Origin of the sequence: Bradyrhizobium betae, from assembly GCF_004123905.1 — a bacterium.
Classification (GTDB): domain Bacteria; phylum Pseudomonadota; class Alphaproteobacteria; order Rhizobiales; family Xanthobacteraceae; genus Bradyrhizobium; species Bradyrhizobium betae_A.
Map to the genome: position 1 here is coordinate 369682 of NZ_MZXW01000015.1, position 21514 is coordinate 391195.

Annotated in this window: 20 protein-coding genes and 1 pseudogene; 12 read left to right on the forward strand and 9 right to left on the reverse strand. The window is 64.5% G+C overall.

Translation table 11 applies throughout. The annotated features are described in order from the left end of the window. The first annotated feature begins 31 nt into the window (after positions 1-31). From B5V03_RS09530 to B5V03_RS09570, 9 genes and pseudogenes are all read left to right on the forward strand, one after another. On the forward strand, positions 32-1000 hold the full coding sequence (locus tag B5V03_RS09530; RefSeq protein ID WP_164987896.1) for a Bug family tripartite tricarboxylate transporter substrate binding protein: 969 nt from the start codon (positions 32-34) through the stop codon (positions 998-1000). Continuing rightward, entirely contained in the window at positions 997-1482 is a 486-nt protein-coding gene (locus B5V03_RS09535) for a tripartite tricarboxylate transporter TctB family protein (RefSeq protein WP_129269453.1), read from the forward strand. Before B5V03_RS09530 ends, B5V03_RS09535 begins: the two co-directional genes overlap by 4 nt. Next, positions 1482-2981, forward strand: coding sequence for a tripartite tricarboxylate transporter permease (locus tag B5V03_RS09540; protein WP_129269455.1), 1500 nt, complete (start codon positions 1482-1484; stop codon positions 2979-2981). Before B5V03_RS09535 ends, B5V03_RS09540 begins: the two co-directional genes overlap by 1 nt. Before the next feature lie 44 nt (positions 2982-3025). Then, positions 3026-3821, forward strand: a pseudogene (locus B5V03_RS09545) (NYN domain-containing protein). An 85-nt stretch (positions 3822-3906) separates the two neighbouring features. Continuing rightward, positions 3907-5709, forward strand: a complete 1803-nt coding sequence (locus B5V03_RS09550; RefSeq protein WP_129269457.1) for an adenine deaminase C-terminal domain-containing protein — start codon at positions 3907-3909, stop codon at positions 5707-5709. A gap of 151 nt (positions 5710-5860) precedes the next feature. Then, entirely contained in the window at positions 5861-7645 is a 1785-nt protein-coding gene (gene gcl / locus B5V03_RS09555) for a glyoxylate carboligase (protein ID WP_129269459.1), read from the forward strand. A gap of 11 nt (positions 7646-7656) precedes the next feature. After that, positions 7657-8442: a hydroxypyruvate isomerase gene (gene hyi / locus B5V03_RS09560; RefSeq protein ID WP_129269461.1), complete on the forward strand. Its 786-nt coding sequence runs from the start codon at positions 7657-7659 to the stop codon at positions 8440-8442. Between the two features lie 11 nt (positions 8443-8453). Then, entirely contained in the window at positions 8454-9341 is an 888-nt protein-coding gene (locus tag B5V03_RS09565) for a 2-hydroxy-3-oxopropionate reductase (RefSeq protein WP_129269463.1), read from the forward strand. Positions 9342-9455: 114 nt separating this feature from the next. After that, a complete protein-coding gene (locus tag B5V03_RS09570; RefSeq protein WP_129269465.1) occupies positions 9456-9839 on the forward strand; it encodes a DUF1236 domain-containing protein in 384 nt (127 codons plus the stop codon). A 42-nt stretch (positions 9840-9881) separates the two neighbouring features. On the opposite strand, the gene B5V03_RS09575 is transcribed toward B5V03_RS09570, so the two are convergent. From B5V03_RS09575 to B5V03_RS09585, 3 genes are all read right to left on the reverse strand, one after another. Next, entirely contained in the window at positions 9882-10259 is a 378-nt protein-coding gene (locus B5V03_RS09575) for a VanZ family protein (RefSeq protein WP_129269467.1), read from the reverse strand. A gap of 77 nt (positions 10260-10336) precedes the next feature. Then, positions 10337-10933 (reverse strand): thiamine pyrophosphate-dependent enzyme, encoded by a 597-nt coding sequence (locus B5V03_RS09580; protein WP_206736132.1) that lies wholly within the window; start codon positions 10931-10933, stop codon positions 10337-10339. 8 nt (positions 10934-10941) lie between these two features. Next, positions 10942-11502 (reverse strand): thiamine pyrophosphate-binding protein, encoded by a 561-nt coding sequence (locus B5V03_RS09585; protein ID WP_129269471.1) that lies wholly within the window; start codon positions 11500-11502, stop codon positions 10942-10944. A gap of 245 nt (positions 11503-11747) precedes the next feature. Between B5V03_RS09585 and B5V03_RS09590 the strand changes: the two genes are divergently transcribed. Beyond that, positions 11748-12797, forward strand: a complete 1050-nt coding sequence (locus tag B5V03_RS09590; RefSeq protein WP_129269473.1) for a hydroxyacid dehydrogenase — start codon at positions 11748-11750, stop codon at positions 12795-12797. A 117-nt stretch (positions 12798-12914) separates the two neighbouring features. After that, complete coding sequence (locus B5V03_RS09595) at positions 12915-13361, forward strand: flagellar basal body rod protein FlgC (RefSeq protein WP_129269475.1); 447 nt, start codon at positions 12915-12917, stop codon at positions 13359-13361. A 33-nt stretch (positions 13362-13394) separates the two neighbouring features. Here the strand turns inward: B5V03_RS09595 and B5V03_RS09600 are convergent, their stop codons facing one another. Then, the gene (locus B5V03_RS09600; RefSeq protein ID WP_129269477.1) at positions 13395-14336 is read right to left on the reverse strand and encodes an ornithine cyclodeaminase family protein; all 942 of its coding nucleotides are present in this window, start codon (positions 14334-14336) and stop codon (positions 13395-13397) included. Positions 14337-14499: 163 nt separating this feature from the next. On the opposite strand from B5V03_RS09600, the gene B5V03_RS09605 reads away from it, so the two are divergent. Next, the gene (locus B5V03_RS09605) at positions 14500-14712 is read left to right on the forward strand and encodes a hypothetical protein (protein WP_129269479.1); all 213 of its coding nucleotides are present in this window, start codon (positions 14500-14502) and stop codon (positions 14710-14712) included. A 3-nt stretch (positions 14713-14715) separates the two neighbouring features. Here the strand turns inward: B5V03_RS09605 and B5V03_RS09610 are convergent, their stop codons facing one another. The 5 genes from B5V03_RS09610 to B5V03_RS09630 all read right to left on the reverse strand — a co-directional run bounded on the left by B5V03_RS09610 (position 14716) and on the right by B5V03_RS09630 (position 21469). Then, complete coding sequence (locus B5V03_RS09610; protein ID WP_129269481.1) at positions 14716-15294, reverse strand: GNAT family N-acetyltransferase; 579 nt, start codon at positions 15292-15294, stop codon at positions 14716-14718. Positions 15295-15300: 6 nt separating this feature from the next. Beyond that, a complete protein-coding gene (locus tag B5V03_RS09615; protein WP_129269483.1) occupies positions 15301-17658 on the reverse strand; it encodes an Orn/Lys/Arg decarboxylase N-terminal domain-containing protein in 2358 nt (785 codons plus the stop codon). Positions 17659-17755: 97 nt separating this feature from the next. Further along, positions 17756-19957 carry a xanthine dehydrogenase family protein molybdopterin-binding subunit gene (locus tag B5V03_RS09620; protein ID WP_129269485.1) on the reverse strand — a complete coding sequence of 734 codons (2202 nt, stop codon included), beginning with the start codon at positions 19955-19957 and terminating at the stop codon, positions 17756-17758. A 7-nt stretch (positions 19958-19964) separates the two neighbouring features. Next, positions 19965-20981 carry an FAD binding domain-containing protein gene (locus B5V03_RS09625; protein ID WP_129269487.1) on the reverse strand — a complete coding sequence of 339 codons (1017 nt, stop codon included), beginning with the start codon at positions 20979-20981 and terminating at the stop codon, positions 19965-19967. Beyond that, positions 20978-21469 (reverse strand): (2Fe-2S)-binding protein, encoded by a 492-nt coding sequence (locus tag B5V03_RS09630; protein WP_129269714.1) that lies wholly within the window; start codon positions 21467-21469, stop codon positions 20978-20980. The genes B5V03_RS09625 and B5V03_RS09630 overlap by 4 nt, the downstream gene beginning before the upstream one ends. Positions 21470-21514 lie beyond the last annotated feature (45 nt).

Below are 21514 nucleotides of genomic sequence, written 5' to 3' on the forward strand. Positions count from 1 at the left end.
CAAAGCCCGCATGAGCCTGGAGAATGCCCCCATGTTTCAATTCCCCGCGCGCCTTGTCGGCGCAGCCGTCGCGCTGACCCTTGCGGCGGCCGCGCCTGCCTTCGCCCAGCAGCTCGAGCTCAAGCTGATGGCGCCAGCGGCCCCGGGCGGCGGCTGGGACCAGACCGCGCGCTCGATGCAGCAGGCGCTGGTGGCTGCAGGCGTCGCGCGCAGCGTACAGGTCGTCAACGTTCCCGGCGCAGGCGGCAGCGTCGGCATTGCGCAATTCGTCAACGGTGCCAAGGGCGACGGCAACCAGCTGATGGTCAACGGCTTCGTCATGGTGGGCGCGCTCGCCATGAACAAGTCGCCCGTGACCCTCGAGCAGGTGACGCCGATCGCGCGCCTCACCGAGGAAATCCAGGTGATCGTGGTGCCCGCGAATTCGCCGATCAAGAATGCGCAGGATCTGGCCGCCGCGGTGAAGGCCGATATCGCCAAGGTGACCTTCGCCGGCGGCTCGGCCGGTGGAGTCGACCATGTGATGGCGGCATTGTTCGCCGGCGCTGTCGGTGCCGATGCGAAGAAGATCAACTACATCCCGTTCTCCGGCGGCGGCGAGTCGCTCGCCGCAATCCTCGGCGGCAAGGTCACCGCGGGCATTTCGGGGTTGAGCGAATATGACGGGCAGATCAAGTCAGGCAAGCTGCGCGCGATCGGCGTGACCTCGGAGAAGCGCATCGCGGGCAGCGACATCCCGACTTTCAAGGAGCAGGGCATCGACCTCGTGATCGCCAACTGGCGCTCGGTGGTCGCGCCTCCCGGCATCACGCCGGAGCAGCGCAAGACCTTGAGCGATGCGGTCGAGAAGATGGTGAAGTCTGACGCCTGGAAGGAAATCCTCAAGCAGAAGGGCTGGGAGGACGCCTATCTCGGCGGCGACGCTTTCGCCGACTTCCTGAAGAAGGAAACAGTGCGCGTCACTGACGTGCTGAGATCAGTCGGCCTGGTCAAGTCATGAGTTCAGGCGATCCCGCCCAGACGCCACGGCGCGTCGACCGCGCCGGCATCGTCATCGCCGCTTTGCTCGCCGCAACGGCCGCGGTGCTGGTCTGGGACGCGCGCGGCCTGCAATCCACGTCGATGTACGGGATGGGGCCAGAGGCGATGCCGGTCGTGATTGCCTGTGGCCTTGCGCTGCTCGCGATCGGCAACTTTGTTGACGCGCTGCGCGGCAATTTGCCGGCGCGCGAGAGCGCCGATCCCCTGCCGGTGGTCCTGATCCTGATCGGCCTCGCGCTGTTGATTGCCATTATCGGCTTCGGTGGCGGCTTCATCCTGGCGACCGCGGCGCTGTTCGTGACGACTTCGGCCGCCTTCGGTCGCCGTGCGATCCTTGTCGACAGCGTCATCGCCCTCGTGATGTCGACCCTCATTTATCTCGCGTTCGACCGGCTGTTGACGCTGAGCCTTCCGACCGGCCCGCTGGAGCGACTGCTGTGATGGACACTTTTGCGGCGCTGGCCCACGGCATGGCCGTCGCCGTCCAGCCGATGAATTTGCTGTATGCGCTGATCGGCGTGTTTCTCGGCACGGCCGTCGGCGTGCTGCCCGGTATCGGCCCGGCGCTGACGGTCGCGCTGCTGTTGCCGGTGACCTACAAGCTAGACCCCGGCGGCTCGCTGATCATGTTCGCCGGCATCTATTATGGCGGCATGTATGGCGGCTCGACCACCGCGATCCTGATCAACACGCCCGGCGAGAGCGCCTCGATGGCGACCGCGCTCGAAGGCAACAAGATGGCCAAGGCCGGCCGCGGCGGTCCGGCGCTTGCGACCTCCGCGATCGGCTCGTTCGTCGCCGGCACCATCGCCACCATCGGACTCGCCTTCCTTGCGCCATGGCTGGTCGATTTCGCCGTGCGCTTCGGCCCCGAGGATTATTTCGCGCTGATGTGCGTCGCCTTCGTCACGGTGTCCGCGACCTTCGGCGATTCCCCGGTCCGCGGCCTGACCAGCCTGTTCATCGGCCTGACGCTGGGCCTCGTCGGCATCGACAAGCTGACGGGGCAGGCGCGACTTGCGTTCGGCGTGCCCGAGCTGCTCGACGGCGTCGAGGTGACGACGCTTGCGGTCGGCCTGTTCGCGGTGGGCGAGGCGCTCTACGTCGCATCGCGCCGCCACCACAGCGAGGAGAAGCTCGAGCCGGTGCGCGGCTCGCTGTGGATGACCAAGGAAGACTGGAAGCGATCCTGGAAGCCGTGGCTGCGCGGCACGATGTTCGGCTTTCCGATCGGTGCGCTGCCCGCGGGCGGCGCGGAGATCCCGACCTTCCTGTCCTACTCGACCGAGAAGCGTCTCACAAAACACCCCGAGGAATTCGGCAAAGGCGCGATCGAAGGCGTGGCCGGACCGGAAGCCGCCAACAATGCGTCTGCCGCCGGCACGCTGGTGCCGCTCTTGACGCTGGGATTGCCGACCTCGGCGACCGCCGCGATGATGCTGGCAGGCTTCCAGCAATACGGCCTCAACCCGGGGCCGCTGCTGTTCGCCGAGCGGCCCGACTTGGTGTGGGGCCTGATCGCCAGTCTCTTCATCGCCAATTGCATGCTGCTGGTGCTCAATTTGCCGCTGGTTGGCCTGTGGGTGCGGCTGCTCGCGATCCCGCAGCCTTGGCTCTATGCCGGCATCCTCGTGTTCGCGACCATGGGCACCATCGCCGCAAAGCCGTCGGTGGTCGAATTGTCGATGCTGGCCGGCTTTGGCGTGCTCGGCTTCCTGATGCGCCGGTTCGATTTCCCGATCGCGCCCGTCGTCGTCGGCCTGATCCTCGGCCCGATCGCCGAGAGCCAGTTGCGCCGCGCCCTCGCGATCAGCCTCGGCGATCCCATGACGCTGCTGCAGAGCCCGATCTCGGCCACGTTGCTCGGCCTCGCGCTGGTTGCGCTGCTGGCCCCATTCGTGCTGAAGGGGATGGGACGCTTCAAGGCGAACGAGGACTAGTCGTCCCGACGCGCGCGTTGCGTCCATCTGGTCGAGGAAACGCCATGCCGTCGGAACTTCGCTCGCCCCGTCTCGCCGTCCTGATCGATGCCGACAATGCCTCCGCAAAGATCGCGGATGGACTGTTCGAGGAGATCGCCAAGATCGGCGAGGCCAGCGTTCGCCGCATCTATGGCGACTTCTCCAATGCGCGATCCAGGGGCTGGGCCGACATCCTGTCGAAACACGCCATCATCCCGCAGCAGCAGTTTGCGTACACGACCGGAAAAAATGCGTCCGACATAACCCTGGTCATCGACGCCATGGACCTGCTCCACAGCGGCCGGTTCGATGGCTTCTGCCTGGTGTCTTCCGACAGCGACTTTACCCGTCTCGCCGCCCGCATCCGGGAGCAGGGCGTCGATGTCTTCGGGTTCGGCGAGCAGAAGACACCGGAAAGCTTCCGGCAGGCCTGCCGAAGGTTCGTCTACACCGAGAACCTGCTGGCCGTCCCGGCGACCACCCAGGACGCTACCTCGAGATCGACGTCGCTTCAGCCGCTTGATGCCGCCACGCCCATCATCAAGAAGGTCATCACCCAGATGGAGAGCGAGGATGGCTGGGTCGCACTCGGCGAAGTCGGACGGCAGCTCGCCAATCTGGCGTCAGATTTCGATCCGAGAACGTTTCGGGTTCCGCAAGCTGAGCGACCTCGTGCGCAAGACGAATTCGTTCGAGATCGATGAGCCAAAGGGCCGCTCGATGCGGATTCGGGTCAAGCCCTCTGCCGCACCATCGCCGAGACGGCGGAACCCGCGCAGACCCGGGTCGGCGGCGGCAGGTTCGGCGCCTAAGGCGTAAGCACGGCCTGCCGCTATATTTGCGCTTGCCCGGTCTGGCGCAGGGCGTAACCATCGTGCGGCCGTAACGCCACGCGAGGGTTCCGATGACCAAACTTACCCGCTTCGCCGTCGCACCGCTGCATGCGATGACCCGGCGTCTGGCCGATGTCGCCTCGGCGCGCGCCGCGCCGGATCTCGTCATCACTGGCGCGCGGGTGCTCTCGACCTATTCGGAACGTATCCAGGCGAACCGCGAGGTCTGGATCACCGGCGGGCGCGTCGCGGCGGTGAAGCCGGCCGGCGCGGCGAAGAAAGTCTGGAGCGGCGTGCCGCTCTACGATGCCGCAGGCGGCATCATTGCACCGGGCCTCGTCGATCCGCATATCCACATCGAATCCTCGATGGTGACCGCCTGCGCCTATGCCGAGGCGGCGCTGCTGAACGGCACCACCACGATCTTCTGCGACAGCCACGAAATCGGCAACGTCATGGACGTCGCCGGCGTCGAGGCGATGCTGGAGGACGCGCGCGAAGCGCCGCTCTCGATCTTTTTGACGGTGCCTTCAACGGTCCCTGCGACCTCGGCCGCGCTGGAGACGGCGGGCGGCGATCTCACGCCCGACAAGATCGCCGGCCTGTTCGACCGCTGGCCCGAAGCGGTCGCGCTCGGCGAGAAGATGGATTTTGTGCCTGTGACGATGGGCGACGAACGCAGCCATGCGATCCTGGCCGCAGCGTTGAAGCGCGGCCGTCCGGTGTCAGGCCATGTCTACGGTCGCGAATTCGTCGCGGCCTACGCAGCGAGTGGCGTTACCGATACCCATGAGGCGATCGACCGCGACATCGCCGACGATCTGCTCGATGCCGGCGTCTGGGTGTTCCTGCGTGGCGGTCCGCCGACCACGCCCTGGCATTCGTTGCCGCAGGCGATCCGCACCGTGACCGAGCTCGGGGCCTCGCACAAGCGCACCGCCGTTTGCACCGACGACCGCGACGCCGACGATCTCCTGCTGTTCGGCCTCGACTGGGTGGTGCGCGAAGCCGTGAACGCGGGGATGTCGCCGGAGCAGGCCTGGTCGATGGGCTCGCTGCACGGCGCGACGCGCTTCGGCATGGACGGCGATATGGGCGGGCTCGGCGGCGGCCGTCGCGCCGACCTCGTGCTGATGGACGACAATCTCAGGCCGCAATGTACCTGGTATGGCGGCGAGCTGGTCGTCGAAAACCGCAAGATCACGCCGAAGCTCGATCAGGCGCTGTCGCAGCGCTATCAATATCCTGACGCGGCCTATGTGACCGTGAAGCTGCCGGAGAAGCTGAAGCTGACGCCGGAGCTGCCGGCGAAGGCCTGCACCGTCAACGCGATCAAGACGGCGCTGCCGGGCATCACGCTGATCCATGAGAAGGTCAAGATCGAGCCGGCAAAGGATTGGCCGGAATTGTTCGCACGCTACGGCCTGTGCTTCGTCACGGTAGTCGAGCGCCACGGCAAGTCGGCCGGCAATGTCGCCTATGGCCTGCTGAAGGACTTTGGCCTCAAGCGCGGCGCGGTCGCCTCCAGCGTCGGGCACGACAGCCACAACATCATCGTCGCCGGCACCAACGAGGGCGACATGCAGGTCGCTATCGCCGCGATCAAGGAGAAGCAGGGCGGTGTCAGTGTCGTCGCCGACGGCAAGGTGAGGGCACTGGTCCCGCTGCCGATCGCGGGCCTCTTGTCCGATAAGCGCGTCACCGAGGTCGCCGAACAGGTGAAGGTGCTGAAGAAGGAATGGGCGGAAGCCGGCTGCACCATCCCCTACATGGGCTTCAATCTGATTCCGCTATCGGTCATTCCGGAAATTCGCATCACCGACAAGGGCCTCGTGCTGGTGCCGCAAATGGAGCTGGCGCCGCTGTTTGAGTGATCGCTTTCACGGACATCTCGCTCTAACCGATTGAGACACCCACGATTTTTCCGCGGCTGCCGCATCGTGGAAAATAAAATCGATCTCGTTGAGATCGCATCACGCCCGCCTGATGATCTCGCTCGCTGACGCAACCTAAGCGAGGTCCGATATGGCGAAGATGCGAGCTATCGATGCTGCCGTGCGAATTCTGGAGAAGGAAGGCATCTCGACGGCCTTCGGAGTTCCCGGGGCAGCGATCAATCCGCTTTACTCGGCACTGAAGAAGCGCGGCTCGATCCGCCACATCCTTGCCCGCCACGTCGAGGGCGCCTCGCACATGGCCGAGGGCTATACGCGGGCCAAAGCCGGCAATATCGGCGTCTGCATCGGCACCTCGGGGCCGGCCGGGACCGACATGATCACCGGGCTCTATTCGGCGATCGCCGATTCCATCCCGATCCTCTGCATCACCGGCCAGGCGCCGCGCGCGCGGCTCTACAAGGAAGACTTCCAGGCCGTCGACATCGAGTCGATCGCAAAGCCCGTGACCAAATGGGCGGTGACCGTGCGCGAGCCGGCGCTGGTGCCGCGCGTGTTCAGCCAGGCCTTCCACGTGATGCGCTCGGGCCGGCCGGGTCCGGTGCTGATCGACATACCGCTTGACGTTCAGCTCGCCGAGATCGAGTTCGACGACGAGACCTATGAGCCGTTGCCGGTCTACAAGCCGACTGCCTCGCGAAAACAGGTCGAGAAGGCGCTGGAGATGCTCAACGCTGCGGAACGGCCGCTGATCGTCGCGGGCGGCGGCATCATCAATGCAGACGCTTCCGACTTGCTGGTCGAATTCGCCGAGATCGCCAACGTGCCCGTCGTGCCGACGCTGATGGGATGGGGCGCGATCCCCGACGATCACGTGCTGATGGCCGGCATGGTCGGCCTTCAGACCAGTCACCGCTACGGCAATGCCACGATGCTCGAATCGGACTTCGTGCTCGGCATCGGCAATCGCTGGGCCAACCGCCACACCGGTTCTGTCGAGACCTACACCAAGGGCCGCACCTTCGTGCATGTCGACATCGAGCCGACCCAGATCGGGCGCGTGTTCAATCCGGATCTCGGCATCGTCTCGGATGCGAAGGCCGCGCTTGAGCTCTTCGTTGCCGTCGCCAGGGAGTGGCGCCGGTCAGGCAGGCTTCGCGAGCGCCAGGCGTGGCCCGCGTCCTGCCGCGATCGCAAGAAGACGATGCTCCGCAAGAGCCATTTCGACAACGTGCCGATCAAGCCGCAGCGCGTCTACGAGGAGATGAACAAGGCCTTTGGCCGCGACACCACCTATGTCACAGTGATCGGCCTGTCGCAGATCGCAGGCGCGCAGTTCCTCGGCGTCTACAAGCCGCGCAACTGGATCAATGCGGGGCAGGCGGGACCGCTCGGCTGGACGCTGCCGGCAGCGCTCGGCGTGCGTGCGGCGTGTCCGGATCGCGAGATCGTCGCACTCTCGGGGGACTACGACTTCCAGTTCCTGATCGAGGAGCTCGCGGTCGGGGCGCAATTCAATCTGCCCTACATCCACGTCGTCGTGAACAATTCCTATCTCGGCCTGATCCGCCAGGCCCAGCGCGGTTTCGACATGGACTATCACGTCCAGCTCTCGTTCGAGAATGTCAACGCGCCGGAGCTCAATGGCTACGGCGTCGACCACGTCGCGGTGGCCGAAGGCCTCGGCTGCAAGGCGATCCGCGTCACCGACCCGAAGGATACTCAGGCCGCATTCACGGCCGCACGCGAATTGATGGCCAAGCATCGCGTGCCCGTGGTGGTCGAGTTCATCCTCGAACGCGTCACCAACATCGCGATGGGGACCGAGATCGACAACATCGTCGAGTTCGAGGAGGTGCTGGACGTAGCCCTCGACGAGGTCGGAAGCACACGCGTACTTCAGCCGGCGGAATAGGGGACAGTATCATGCCGAAATTCGCCGCCAATCTCACCATGCTCTTCAACGAGATGCCGTTTATCGACCGCTTTGCCGCGGCGAAGGCGGCTGGCTTTGCCGGGGTCGAGTATCTCTTCCCCTATGATTTCGAAAAGGCGCTTTTGCGCGAGCAACTCGAGGCCCACGGGCTGACGCAGGTGTTGCACAATCTGCCGGCCGGCAATTGGGCCGCCGGCGAGCGCGGCATCGCGATCCTACCCGATCGCACCGCCGAATTCCGCGATGGCGTGTTTCGCGCCATCGACTACGCCAAGGCGCTCGATTGCGAGCAGCTCAACTGCCTCGTCGGCGTCGCGCCTGTTGAGGCCGACCCGCGCGAGCTGAACGAGACGCTGGTCGGCAATTTGCGCTTTGCGGCTTCGACGCTGGCGCGGGAGAACATCAAGCTGCTGGTCGAGCCGATCAACACGCTCGACATTCCCGGCTTCTACCTCAACGGCACCGAGCAGGCGGTGCAATTGATCTCGGAGGTGCGGTCGAACAATCTGTTCATCCAGTACGACATCTATCACATGCAGATCATGGAGGGCGATCTCGCCCGCACCATGCAGGAATATCTCCCGCAGATTGCCCACATCCAGCTCGCCGACAATCCCGGCCGCAACGAGCCTGGCACCGGCGAGATCAACTATCCCTTCCTGTTCCGCCATCTCGACGCGATCGGCTATCGCGGCTGGATCGGCTGCGAATACAAGCCGCGCACCACGACGCTGGAAGGCCTTTCGTGGCACGCCGCGCAGACTTTCGAGACCTGAGGAAACGAGACATGATCGACATCGGCTTCATCGGACTTGGCACCATGGGACGGCCGATGGCCGGCCATCTTCTGGCTGCGGGCCATCGCGTTCTCCTGCATGACGTTGCGCCTGTTGCCCCCGAGCTGATCACGGCCGGCGGCATCGCCTGCAAATCGGCCAAGGCGGTCGCGCAGGAGGCGGATGCCGTCATCATCATGGTGCCTGACACCCCGCATGTGGAGGCGGTGCTGTTCGGCAAGGACGGCGTCGCGAACGGCATCTCCAAGGGCAAGATCGTCGTCGACATGAGCTCGATCTCGCCGCTCGCCACGAAGGAGTTTGCGAAGAAGATCGAGGCACTCGGTGCCGATTATCTCGACGCGCCGGTGTCGGGCGGGGAGGTTGGGGCGAAAGCGGCGAGCCTCACCATCATGGTCGGCGGGCCCGAGCGTGCTTTTGGCACCATGAAGCCGATCTTCGACAAAATGGGCAAGAACGTCACGCATGTCGGCGCCAATGGCGATGGCCAGACGACGAAGGTTGCCAACCAGATCATTGTCGCGCTGACGATCGAGGCGGTGAGCGAAGCACTGCTGTTCGCGTCCAAGGCCGGCGCGAACCCCGCGCTGGTGCGCAAGGCGCTGATGGGCGGGTTTGCCGCGTCGCGGATTCTCGAAGTGCATGGCGAGCGCATGGTGAAGCGTAATTTCGAGCCCGGTTTCCGCATCGAGCTGCACCAGAAGGATCTCAACCTCGCGCTCGAAGGCGCGCGTACACTCGGCCTGTCGCTGCCGAGCACGGCGGTGGCGCAGCAATTGTTCTCATCCTGCACCGCGCATGGCGGCAAGACCTGGGATCATTCGGCGATGGTGCGGGCGCTGGAACTGATGGCGGGCCACGAGATCGCCGCAACTTGAACTGTTACGCGGTAACACTCTCCGGATTTGACGCGTCTTTCGCCACGGGGGAACCGGAACAATGGCCCGGTCCCGCGGTTGAAGGCGCATCAACAAACACTGGAGAGTGTGGACATGAAAACCCGTCTTGCGATTTCGTTGGCTGCCGCGTCGCTGCTGGTGTCGAGCGCAGCCTTTGCCCAGTCGACGACCGAACAGGGCGCCAGGGATGGCGCGCGTGCGGGCGGCGACATCGGCGGTCCGGTAGGCGCGATGGTCGGCGGCACCGTCGGTGCGGCCGTGGGCGCCGGTTTGGAAATCCCGAATGCCATTCTCGGCGGAATCCCGCGCGATGATTCAGTAGTGATTCACGAGCGCGTCGTCGTCGGCGAGCCGCTGCCGCCGACTGTGGTGCTGCGGCCGGTGCCGAACTACACCGAATACCGTTATGCGGTCGTCAACGATCGCCGCGTGATCGTCGAGCCGCGCACGCGCCGCGTCGTCAAGATCATCGACTGACCGGCGTTAGCATCGGCTTGAGAGCAAGGGCCCTGCGGAGCGTTACTCCGCGGGGCCTTCGCTTGTAACGGTGGAGCTGGCACGAAGCCGCGTCATGACCCAATCGGCGATGGCCGCGAGCGCAAAGCCGATGCAGGCCGTGCCGGCATCGACCAGAAAATCCTCCAGCCGTGCATGCCGTCCGGGCGCCCAGAATTGCATCAGCTCGAGCACGCCGATCACGACCACTGCGACGGCGGCGACGGTCCAGCGGCGATTCCGGTAGGCGAGGCCGAAGGCGAGCCCGATCAGAATGAAGGCCAGCGCATGCTCGCCGTCCTGGCCGAGGTCGGAATGGGGCCGCAGGCTTGGGGGCCCGAGGGTTGCGAAAGTGACGGCGGCTGCCAGCAGCCAGGCAAAAAGCCGAACAAAAATGGACATCCGGTGCCGATAGCACGGAATCGCGACAGCCTGTTGCGGCGGGAGGATCAGATCGCCGTGTAGTTAATGACCAAACGTTAAAGTGGCTCGCGTACGCCGAGGCCGTGCATGAACCGCTCCCGGATCTGCACGGGATCCCGGCGGGTGGCGCCGACGCCCGGCTTGTCGTCGATGCGGACGGCGATCAGGCTGGGCTCGCCAGCCGACATGGCCTCATCGACCAGCCGCTCGAAATCCTCTTCGTCCGCGGCCCAGGAACTCTTGGCGAGCCCGGAGCCGGTGGCGATGGCGACGATGTCGGCCACGTTCGCGGCCGGTGTCGGCTGCGCTCCGGTGATCTGGTAGATGCCGTTGTCCATCACGATCATGATCAGGTTCTTCGGCTTCAGCATTGCGATCGTCGAGAGCGCGCCGAGCTGCATCAGCAGCGAGCCGTCACCTTCGAGTGCAAAAACGCGGCGATCGGGTTGCGCCAGCGCCACGCCAAGAGCGATCGGGAAGGCGAGCCCCATGCTACCGAGCATATAAAAGTTCTGCGGGCGGTGGCCGGCGGCCCAGAGGTCGAAATTGGTGTTGCCGATGCCGCCGATCACGGCTTCCTCGTGCTTGAGCTTTGCGATCAGGCGCGAGGTGACATCGAAGCGGTTCATCACCTTGGTGTTGCGATTGTCCATGACCAGGCTCACTTGTCGAAGGTCTTGCCGCCGGTGAGCAGCGGATTGAGGATCAGCGCCACCGGCGCCTGGGTCGTCACGGCCTGCTTGATCGAGCGGTCGGCGATGAATTCGAGCTCGTCGAGCCGGGTGATGGTGTGGTGCTCCAGCGCCAGCGAATCCAGCACCGGGCGCATGGTGCGGCAGACCAGCGACTGGCCGTAGTTGAACTCGCCAAGCGTACCGCGCTCGGAGACGAACATGATCAGCGGGATCTGGTAGGGCACCGCGAGTGAGGCCAGCGTGTTGGCCAGCGTGGCAAAACCCGAGGTCTGCATCAGCACTGCGCCGCGCCGTCCGCCCATCCAGGCGCCCGAGACGATGCCGACGGCCTCTTCCTCGCGGGCGGTGGCAAAGGTGGTGAAGAAGGGATCGGCGTGGAGGTTCTTGATCAGCGGCGTCAATACGCGATCGGGCACGTAGGGGATGAGGCTGATCTCGTTCCGCTTCAGGGTTTGCAGAACGATGCCGTGCCAGCTTCTGTCACCGGACCCCTGTCCCGCCTGAGGCTGCTGCTCCGCAATCGCCATTGCGTTCTCCCTTGAGCCGCGCATGCTTCTTGGTCTTTGGCCGTCGCGGCGGTGTGTCGAACTTGACGCAGGCAGCTGGATTGTCAACATGTCCGGGCCGGCACCGTGATCTGCGCCAGACGGCCTGCCGTGGCCGGCATCGCCGTGTCATAAGGTGGCGATAAGGAAACACGGGAGGAAGGCATGGACGGGCGCGCATCGCGCTGACCTTGCGGGCCTCCCTCGAGAGAGCCGGAAGGGTTTTGATGTCCGTCAACAGCAAGCGCGTCTTCTACTCCAATTATCTGGCCAATCCCATCTATATCGACATCCTGAAGGCGCGGCCCGATGTCCGGCTCGATCGCATCGAGAACGCGAGTCCCGAAGAGTTTTACGCGCCGATCCTCAGCGCCGCCCATGTCTACCAGATCGGCGCCGCCCGCGACGAACTTGCGCCGCATTTCCATGTCGACGCCGCCCTCCTGAAGCGCACGCCGAACCTGTTGCTCGTCTCCAGCAATGGCGCGGGGTTTGACCCCGTCGACGTCGAGGCCTGCACGGACGCGGGCGTGCTGGTCGTCAACCAGTCCGGCGGCAACGCCCATTCCGTCGCCGAGCACGCGCTGGCGATGATGCTGACGCTGTCCAAGCGCATCATTCAGTCCGACCGCAAGCTGCGCAGGGAGGCCAACGTCAACCGCAACGAGCTCGTCGGCAACGAGATCGAGCACAAGACCGTCGGCATCATCGGCCTCGGCAATGTCGGCCGCCGCATCGCCGCGCTCTGCAGGGGCCTGTTCGGCATGACGGTGCTGGCCTACGATCCGTACCTCACCGCCGAGGTGATGGCCGAGCGGGGCGGGGAGAAGGTCGAGCTCGACGAGCTGTTGCGCCGCGCCGATTTCGTCTCGATTTCCTGCCCGCTCGACAAGCGCAGCCGCAACATGATCAGCGTGCGCGAGTTTGCGCTGATGCAGCCGCATGCGTATTTCATCACCACGGCGCGCGGCTTCATTCATGACGAGGATGCGCTGCTCCAGGCCTTGCGCGACAAGCGCATTGCCGGTGCCGGCCTCGACGTCTGGTCCAAGGAGCCGCCGCCACCGGAGCATCCGCTGCTCCAGTTCGACAATGTGCTGGCGAGCCCGCATACCGCAGGCGTGACGATCGAGGCGCGCCAGAACATGGGCCGCATCGCTGCCGAGCAGGTGCTTGATACGCTCGACGGCAAGCGCCCGCCGCGCATCATCAATCCCGAAGTGTGGCCGCGCTATGCCGAGCGCTTCAAGCAAGCTTTTGGCGTGATGCCGGGGTAGGGGCGCGCGACGTCTGATCGCGCTCCGATCGTTGGTTATGAGGATGCAAACAGAAAGCAGCGGATTTTACCGATGGCGTGAGTGAACGCGTATGACTTGTCCTGTAATTGAAAGTCCATGAGCATATTCTCGATTGCGACATCCGGACTTTCTGCCGCGAGTTTGCGCGTGAGCGTGGCCGCGAGCAACATCGCCAATGTTCAGACGACCGGCCCGCTGCCAGCGTCAGGCTCAAGCACATCGGCCGGTGCGGGCAGCCCGGGCATTGCTCCGACGTTTCCTGCGGCCTATGTGCCGCTGCGAGTCGATCAGGTCTCCCAATCGAGCGGCTCGACGCCGGGTGGTACGATCGCGACCGTGTCGACGGTTTCGCCGAGCTATACCGCGCAATCGGACCCGAGCGCTCCCTTCGCGAACCAGGACGGCCTGGTCGCCGCGCCGAACGTTGATCTCGCCAGCGAATTCGTTGAGCTGGCGACCGCAAAGTACAGCTTCATTGCCAATGCGAAGGTCATTCAAGCCTACGCCGAGACGGAAGACACACTCCTCGACATCAAGGCGTGATCGCTGACGCCGGCCCTGGCTCGGGTAGGGCGTCTACCCCAGCTTGGTTCCCAGTTGATTGAACACCGCCTCGCAGGTCATGAGGTCGAGATGGCCGCCGCCCGCGTTCTTGAAGAAGGTGATGTCCGACGGTGAGGTGCGGCCCTGCACGCGGCCGCCGGCGAGATCGTAGAGATCGCCGAGAACATCGGCGTCGCTGATCGCGCCGCTCGCGATCGGTTGCAGGATGTCACCGACGCCGTGGAAGGCGGATTCCCGCCGGTCCACGAAGACACGCGACATCTTTGCTGCGTCGTCATCAGCCTCGCGGGTTTGCGGCGTGTAGCCGCCGACGAGGTCCAGATGCGTGCCCGGCCGCAAATTGCGGCCCTTGATCAGCGGCTGATGCGCGCGGGTGCAGGTGGTGATCAGGTCCGCCTCGCGCGTCGCCGCGTCGAGATCTGTGATCGTCTCCGCCTTGACGCCATCCTTCGCCAAACGCCGAGCGAGATTCGCGGCGCGATCCGGGTTTCGATTCCAGATCATCACGCGTTGCAGCGACGGCCGCACCGTGCGATGCCCCCGGATCAGCCATTCGGACATCTCACCGGCCCCGACGCAAAGCAGCGTCTTGGGATTGGGCGGGGCGAGCAGTTTCGTGCCCAACGCGGAATCGGCGGCAGTGCGCCAGTGCGTGATCTCGGTGCCGTCCATCGCCGCCAGCGGCTTGCCATTGGAGCCGTCGAACAGCACGCAGACGGCCTGCACGGCCGGCATCTTGCCTTCGGCCAGATTGGCCGGAAAGCTGGTGAACATCTTGCTCGCCATGTACCGGCCGGGATCGACGGCGCTGCGGATGACGTATTGCGCCCCTTCGCCGCCGAGGAATGCGTCCAGCACCTCCATCTTCGGCCGGCAGTGCGCCTCTTCCAGCGCCGCAATGAGGATCGGAAACGTCAGGGCTTTGGTGACTTCGGTGTCGGAGACAAAGTGCAAGGCTAAATCCTCATGGGCGACTGGCATTTGCCCATAAACCGGCACGGGAGGTTCCGCAACGAATCTTCCGCGAAGTCTCATTGCCCTTGATCCGCGTCAAAATCTCCTTCCCCGATTCCGGCAGAATGGGATTAGAGTGCCGCCGGGGCAGCAGGGAGGTCCCATGTCAACTTATGTCGTCAGGTTCATGAAGGACGTGCTTGGCGAGTACGGCCGGCAGATCGAGGTTTGCCAGGGCATGCTCGAGATCGATGCCACCGACGAGAACGAAGCCACGGAGCGGGCGAAGGCAAAATTCTGCAAGGACCAGGCCTTGCATCATTGGTCGCTGCATGCCGACCGCATCCAGGTCAGGGCGGCTGACTTTCCGTCTTAGGGTTCAACGGCCGGGTGTCGTGAGCGATGGCGGCGCGGTGACGCCGGCGCCGAGCGAACGCTGCACCATGACGGTGTCCGACCAGCGGCCGTGGCGATAGGCGACGCCGCACAGCAGGCCGGCGCGCGCGAAGCCGAACTTCTCGTGCAGAGCCAGCGAGGGAGCGTTATCGGCATCGATATAGCCGATCATCTGGCGGAAGCCGGCCGCAGCACAAGCGTCGATCATTCCCTGGAGCAGCAGCCGTCCGACGCCGCGGCCGAGATGCTCATGATGGACGTAGATCGAATGCTTGGCGGTGTAGCGATAGGCCGGACGCTTGCGGAACAGCACCGCATAGGCATAGCCGATGACCTCGCCGCGATAGGTCGCGACCAGATGGGGCAGGCGGGTCTGCTTCAAATTCTTGCGCCGGTCGCGCAAATCGTCCGGCTCCGGCGCGCCGGTTCCCTCGACATCGCGCGGCACACCATTGCGGACGTGATGGCGGTAGATCGCCAGCATCGCCTCGACGTCGCTCTCGCGTGAGGGGCGGACCAAAACCTGTTCGTCATCGGGACGGGCAATCGCAGTTTCGTTCATCGGCGCCTACTCGGCAACGACGTAGGTATAGAGCCCGATGCGGCCCTGCGCATCGATCTCCTTGTAGATGCCCTGGATCTCCACCTCGAAGCCCGGAAATGTGTTGAAGCAGGTTTCGAACATCTTGAGATAATCCACCATGGGCTTGGCGCGTTCCGTCAGCCGCTCGCCGGGCACGATGGTGGCGATGCCGGGCGGGTAGACCACGAAGGGCGTGGTGGCGATGCGGCCCGCGATCGCCTCGATCGGCAGATAGTCGACGTCGTTCTTGAACAGATAGCGCGCGGCATCGCGGGGCGACATCGCGATCTCGGGCATGTGCTCCGGCATGAACTGCCGGGCCTGGAGCGCGCTGACGTCGGCGGCGCGGAAGAAGCGATGCATCTCGCCGCAGAGATCGCGCAACCGCACGCCGGCATACCGCGCCTGCCGCCGCTGATAGAACTCCGGAATCGCGTCCGCCAGCAGCGCATTGTCGTCGTGCAGCCTCTTGAACGCGACGAGGCCGGAGATCAGCGTGCCGGCCTTGCTCGCCTCGACGCCGGGGGTGAGCAGGAACAGCAGCGAGTTGAGGTCGTTCTTCTCGGGGACGATGCGATTTTCGCGCAGATATTGCGCGACCACCGGTGCGGGGATGCCGTGCTCGGCATAGGCGCCGGTGGCGCGATCGAAGCCGGGCGTGAGTAGCGTCAGCTTGTTCGGATCGGTCATGGCAAAGCCTTCCGCGAGATCGGGAAAGCCGTGCCAGTTGGTGTCCGGAGAGAGTTGCCACAAAGCGGGATTGGTGGCGAGCTCGTCGGTGGACAGCGTTTCCCAGGCGACGTTATGCGCACCACCGGGGCGGCTGACGTCGGGGATCGCGACACGATCGGGTACGAACGGCTCGAAGAACCAGCGCCGGTCCGCGTTCTGCTCCTTCTCCTCGAACTCCCGGCGCATCGCGCGGATCTTTTTGCGCAGCTCGATGCCGAGGCGAATAGTGTCGTCCCACAGCACTTCGCCGGAGCGGCCCTTCATCATCTGCGCACCGACATCGAGGGAGGCAAAGAGCGGGTAGAAGGGAGACGTCGAGGCGTGCTGCATAAAGCTTTCGTTGAAGCGGCGGTGCTCGACGCGGCGCTTCTGGCCGCGGATGTGGCGATCCTTGATGTGGATTTGCGAGGCTTGCGAGAAGCTCGCGAGCTGCTTGTGGGTCGACTGCGTCGCGATGATGCCGGGCGCCTCCGGCGGAAGGTTGGAGAGGCCCATCGCGAAGCGGCCGGCATAGAGCGGGTGGAATTTCATGAAGCCGGCCCAGGCCTCGTCGAACAGGATGTACTCGCAGAGATGGCCGATGCGCTTCAGGATCATCTCGGCGCTGTGGATCGAGCCGTCATAGGTGCATTGCTCGACCACGGCGACGCGGAACGGCCGCTCCTTGCGCCAGGCATCCTTGTCGGTCACCAGGGGGTGATTGCGGATCGCCTCGCGGAGGGCCTTTTCGTCGAGCACGTCCCAGCGCATCGGACCGATCAGGCCCCAGGCGTTGCGGATGGTCGGCACATAGACCGGGATGCCGCCATTGATCATCAGCGCGCCGTGATGGGCGGCCTTGTGGTTGTTGCGGTCGAACAGCACGAGATCGCCGTCGGTGACAAGCGCGCCGAGCGCGACCTTGTTCGAGGTCGAGGTGCCGTTGAGCACGAAATAGGTTTTTTCCGCGCCAAAAATCTGCGCGGCTTCCTTCTGCGCCTTCAGCGCCGGGCCTTCGTGGGTGAGGAGATCGCCGAGGTCGAGCACGGAATTGTCGAGGTCGTCGCGGAACACGGACTCGCCGAGATGCTCGACGAAGACCCGGCCGATCGGGCTGCGGTTGTAGAACACGCCGCCATTATGGCCCGGACAGGTCCAGAGCTGGTTGCCTTCCTCGGCATAGTCGACCAGCGCACCGAAGAACGGTGTCTTCAGCGTCTCGGCATATTGCTTGAGCCGGCTGATCAAATTCTTGGCGATGAAGGTCGGCGTCTCCTCCGACAGGAAGACATAGCCGTCGATGAAGTCGAGCACCTCGACCGGCAAATCCTCGAAGCGCTTGCGCCGGATCAGCAGGATGATCGGGAAATCGAGGCCGCGGCGCCGCATCAGGTTGATCAGCGCCGAGGTCTTGCCCTCGAGGCCCTTCTTGCCCCAGTCCACCACCATGCAGCCGATCGCGGCATCGGTCTGCACCGCGATCTCGGCATCTTCCAGCTTGCGGGCCCGGACCACCTCGAAGCCGGAGCGCTGGATCTCCTCGATGATCTGGCTGAAGCGGATGCCCTCGAGGTCGTCGGCATCGAACACGGGGGCGGCGAACAGGAAGTTGAAGCGCTTGAAATAGTCCATGACGAGTCCCGAATGAGCTGAGACTACAGGTCTCTGCACATTTGATGACAGTTGGATGACAGCGATTCTCGCGCGACGAAGCGGTCAGCTTGCGCTGTCAGTCGAGCAGCTTATCCAGCGTGATCGGAAAGCGGCGGATGCGTTTGCCAGTGGCATGATACACGGCGTTCGCGATTGCGGCGGGCACGCCTACGATGCCGATTTCGCCGATCCCCTTGACCCCGAGCCGGTTGATGAGATCGTCTCGTTCGTCGACGAAGATGACGTCGATGTCGTAAACGTCGGCGTTTACCGGGATGTGGTACTCCGCGATATTTGCGTTCATGATCCGGCCGAAGCGGTGATCCATCACGGTTTCCTCGTGCAGGGCCATTCCGATCCCCCACACTACGCTGCCCATGATCTGGCTGCGGCCTGTCTTGGTATTGAGGATTCGCCCGGCCGCGACCGCGCTGACCACGCGCGTAACGCGCACGACGCCCAGCTCCTCGTCGACCTTGACCTCGGCGAAGACAGCCGAATGGGTGTTGCGGGCGTGTGACTTGTCCTCGTCGAACCGGTTGAGCTTTTCCTTCTCGATTCGTTCCAGCCCGCCGTGGCGCATCGCATCGGCAATCGAGACCGAGTGGCTATGCTCGCCGTTGTGGGCGATCGTGCCATCGACGAGGGTCACATCGGTCGCATCAACGCCGCCGAGCGGCGAGCCGGGCATCGACTTGGCGAGGGCTGCGAGTTCCCTGCGAATGTCCTCTGCTGCTGCGAGGACCGCGTGTGCGCTCGAAGCCGCCATCCAGGAGCCTCCTTCAACCGGGGCTTGCGGCAGGGTCGAGTCGGCCAGCCTGACGCTGATGTTCTCGATGGGCAGGCCGAGTGCGTCGGCTGCCACCTGGGCGACGATGGTGTAGGTGCCGGTTCCGATGTCGGATGCAGCGCAGGACACCTCCGCGTGGCCATTCGACGTCAGCACGATGCGGGCCGCAACCGGCATCTGGAGCGCTTCCCAGACGCCTGTTGCCATCCCCCAGCCGACCAGTTCCTTGCCGTCACGCATCGAGCGCGGCTCGGGATTGCGCTTGCTCCAGCCAAAGGCGTCGGCGCCCCGGGCATAGCATTCGCGCAGCTGCTTGCTGCTGTAGGGCAGGTCTTCACTCTGGTCACGGTCCGAGTAGCACTTCAGCCGCAGCTCGACGGGATCCAGCTTGAGCGCGACGGCCAGTTCGTCCATGGCGCATTCAAGCGCGCAGACCCCGGAAGCGGCGCCGGGCGCGCGCATGTCACAGGGAGTGGAGACGTCGAGGTGCACCAGTTTGTGGGAGGAGCGGCTATTCGAGCTCCTGTAGAGCTGTTCGGCCCAGCCGGCGTCGTTGCGCGCAAAATCCTCGTAGCGCGAGCTGACGGCAATGGCCTCGTGCGAGACCGCGTCCAGCGCGCCGTCAGCCGCTGCGCCGAGCGCGACATGCTCGATGGTCATCGGCCGGTAGCCGAGTCCGTACATCTGTTGTCGCGTCAGCACGACACGAACCGAACGCTTCAGCGCGAGGGCAGCAAGCGTTGCGAGCACGACCTGGTATTGCGGCCGCAGCCCCGAGCCGAAGGCACCGCCGACATATGGCGAGACCACCCTGATGTCGTCAGGATTCTTGTCGAACACGCCGCACAAAAACTTGTGGACGTTCTGAACGCCTTGCGTCTTGTCGTAGACCGTGAGCCGGCCGTCGCCTTCCCAGACCGCCGTGGTCGCATAGAGTTCCATGGGATTGTGGTGTTCGGTCGGAATCACATAGTCCGCCTCGTGGCGCACGGCGGCCTTGGCCAACGCGCTTGCGGCGTCGCCGCGCGGCTCGTGCGGTTTGTCCAGCTCGGCGGCGCTGCCAAGTTCGGCTTCGAGATCGGTAACAAACGGCTGCTGCTCGTAGTCGACGCGAACGAGGGTTGCAGCGAACTTTGCGGTTTCCCAGTCCTGCGCGACGACCAGGGCGATCGGCTGACCGTTGAACTTGATCGTCTCGTCATAGAGCGGGCGGAACGGCGAACCCTCCGGCGCGACTTCGTCTTTCCAGGCCTCGTCCCTGTCAGCAAGTTGCGGCCGATTGGCGTGCGTGAACACGTCGATCACGCCCTTCACCTTCAGCGCCTCTCCGGTGTCGAGGCGCGCGATGCGACCGCGCGGAATGGTGGCCTCGACCACGAAACCCTGCAGAAGACCAGCGGCAGTGAACTCGCCGGCATATTTTGCGGACCCGGTGACTTTGGCCCGACCGTCGACGCGGGACGTAGGTGTTCCGACATAGGCGTTCATCTGTCCCTCACGCGATCTTCTTGTGAGCTTGCGATTGCGGTGCGGCGCTTGCAGCCTGCATCATCGTCCGCACGATGGCGCGGCGCGCCAGCTCAATCTTGAATCGGTTATGCGAAGCGGCGCTGGCTCCCTGGAGCAGGAGATCGGCGGCGTGCGCGAAATGATCCGCCGTTGCTGCGCGGCCTCGTAGCGACTGTTCCGCTTCAAGGCTGCGCCAAGGCTTGTGCGCCACGCCGCCGAGTGCCAGGCGGGCCTCGCTGATGGCGTTGCCTTCCAGGTTGAGCGCAGCCGCAACCGAGATCAAAGCGAAAGCATAGGACAGGCGGTCGCGCACCTTCAGGTAACTGTAGTTGCGGGAAAAGCCGCCAGGCGGGAGTTCGATCGCGATGATCATCTCGCTCGCGCCGAGATTGGTGTCGATGTGAGGCGTGTCGCCCGGTAGCCGATGGAAGTCTTCGAGCGCGATGCGGCGCTCGCCCGTGGGTCCCGCAATGTGCACGAGTGCACCCAGAGCGGCGAGCGCAACGCACATGTCGGACGGGTAGGTCGCGATGCAAGAAGGGCTCGCGCCGAGGATCGCGTGGTTGCGGTTGTGTCCGCCCACGGCCGAGCAGCCACTGCCAGGGCTCCGCTTGTTACAGGGTGTGGCCGTGTCGTAAAAGTAAGCGCATCGTGTCCTTTGCATCAGATTGCCTGCGACCGAGGCCATGTTGCGCAGCTGCGCGGAGGCGCCGGCGAGGATGGCGCTGGCGAGCAGAGGATAACGCTGCTCGACTTGCGGATGGTAGGCGAGATCCGAGTTCGGCACCAAGGCGCCGATGCGCAGACCTCCTTGGGCGGTCTCCTCGATCTTGCCGAGCGGCAGGCGGGAAATGTCGATCAGGCGGGAGGGGCGTTCGACATTCTCCTTCATCAAGTCGATCAGATTGGTGCCGCCTGCGATCAGCTTGGCGTCTGGATCGCTGTTCAACAGGCGGATGGCATCGGCGACGTCGGTGGCGCGCGAATATTGGAAGTTGTTCATGGTCGGCCCATGGCTTGCTGGATCGCCGCGACGATGTTCGGGTAAGCACCGCAGCGGCAAAGATTTCCGCTCATCAGTTCCCGGATCTCGTCGGCGTTCTTGGCGCGCCCTTCGGCCAAGAGGCCTGCCGCCGAGCAAATCTGTCCCGGCGTGCAATAGCCGCACTGGAAGGCGTCGTGGTCGATGAAAGCCTGTTGCAGCGGGTGCAGCGCGTCATCCTTGGCCAGGCCTTCGATGGTGGTGATTTCGGCGCCATCCTTTATGACCGCAAGCGTAAGGCAGGAATTGACCCGCCGGCCGTTGACCAGCACGGTGCACGCGCCGCACTGACCGTGATCGCAGCCTTTCTTGGTGCCGGTCATGTTCAGATGATCGCGTAGTGCGTCAAGCAGTGTCGTCCACGGTGCGAGGTCGAGGTCGCGCTTGGTGCCGTTGACGACGAGTGTGACCGGAATGCGCTCCGGCACCTGGTGTGAAGGTTGAGCCATGTCGGAAAACCCTGCGCTTTGTCGAAAGCCGGGCTTCCTCCAGCG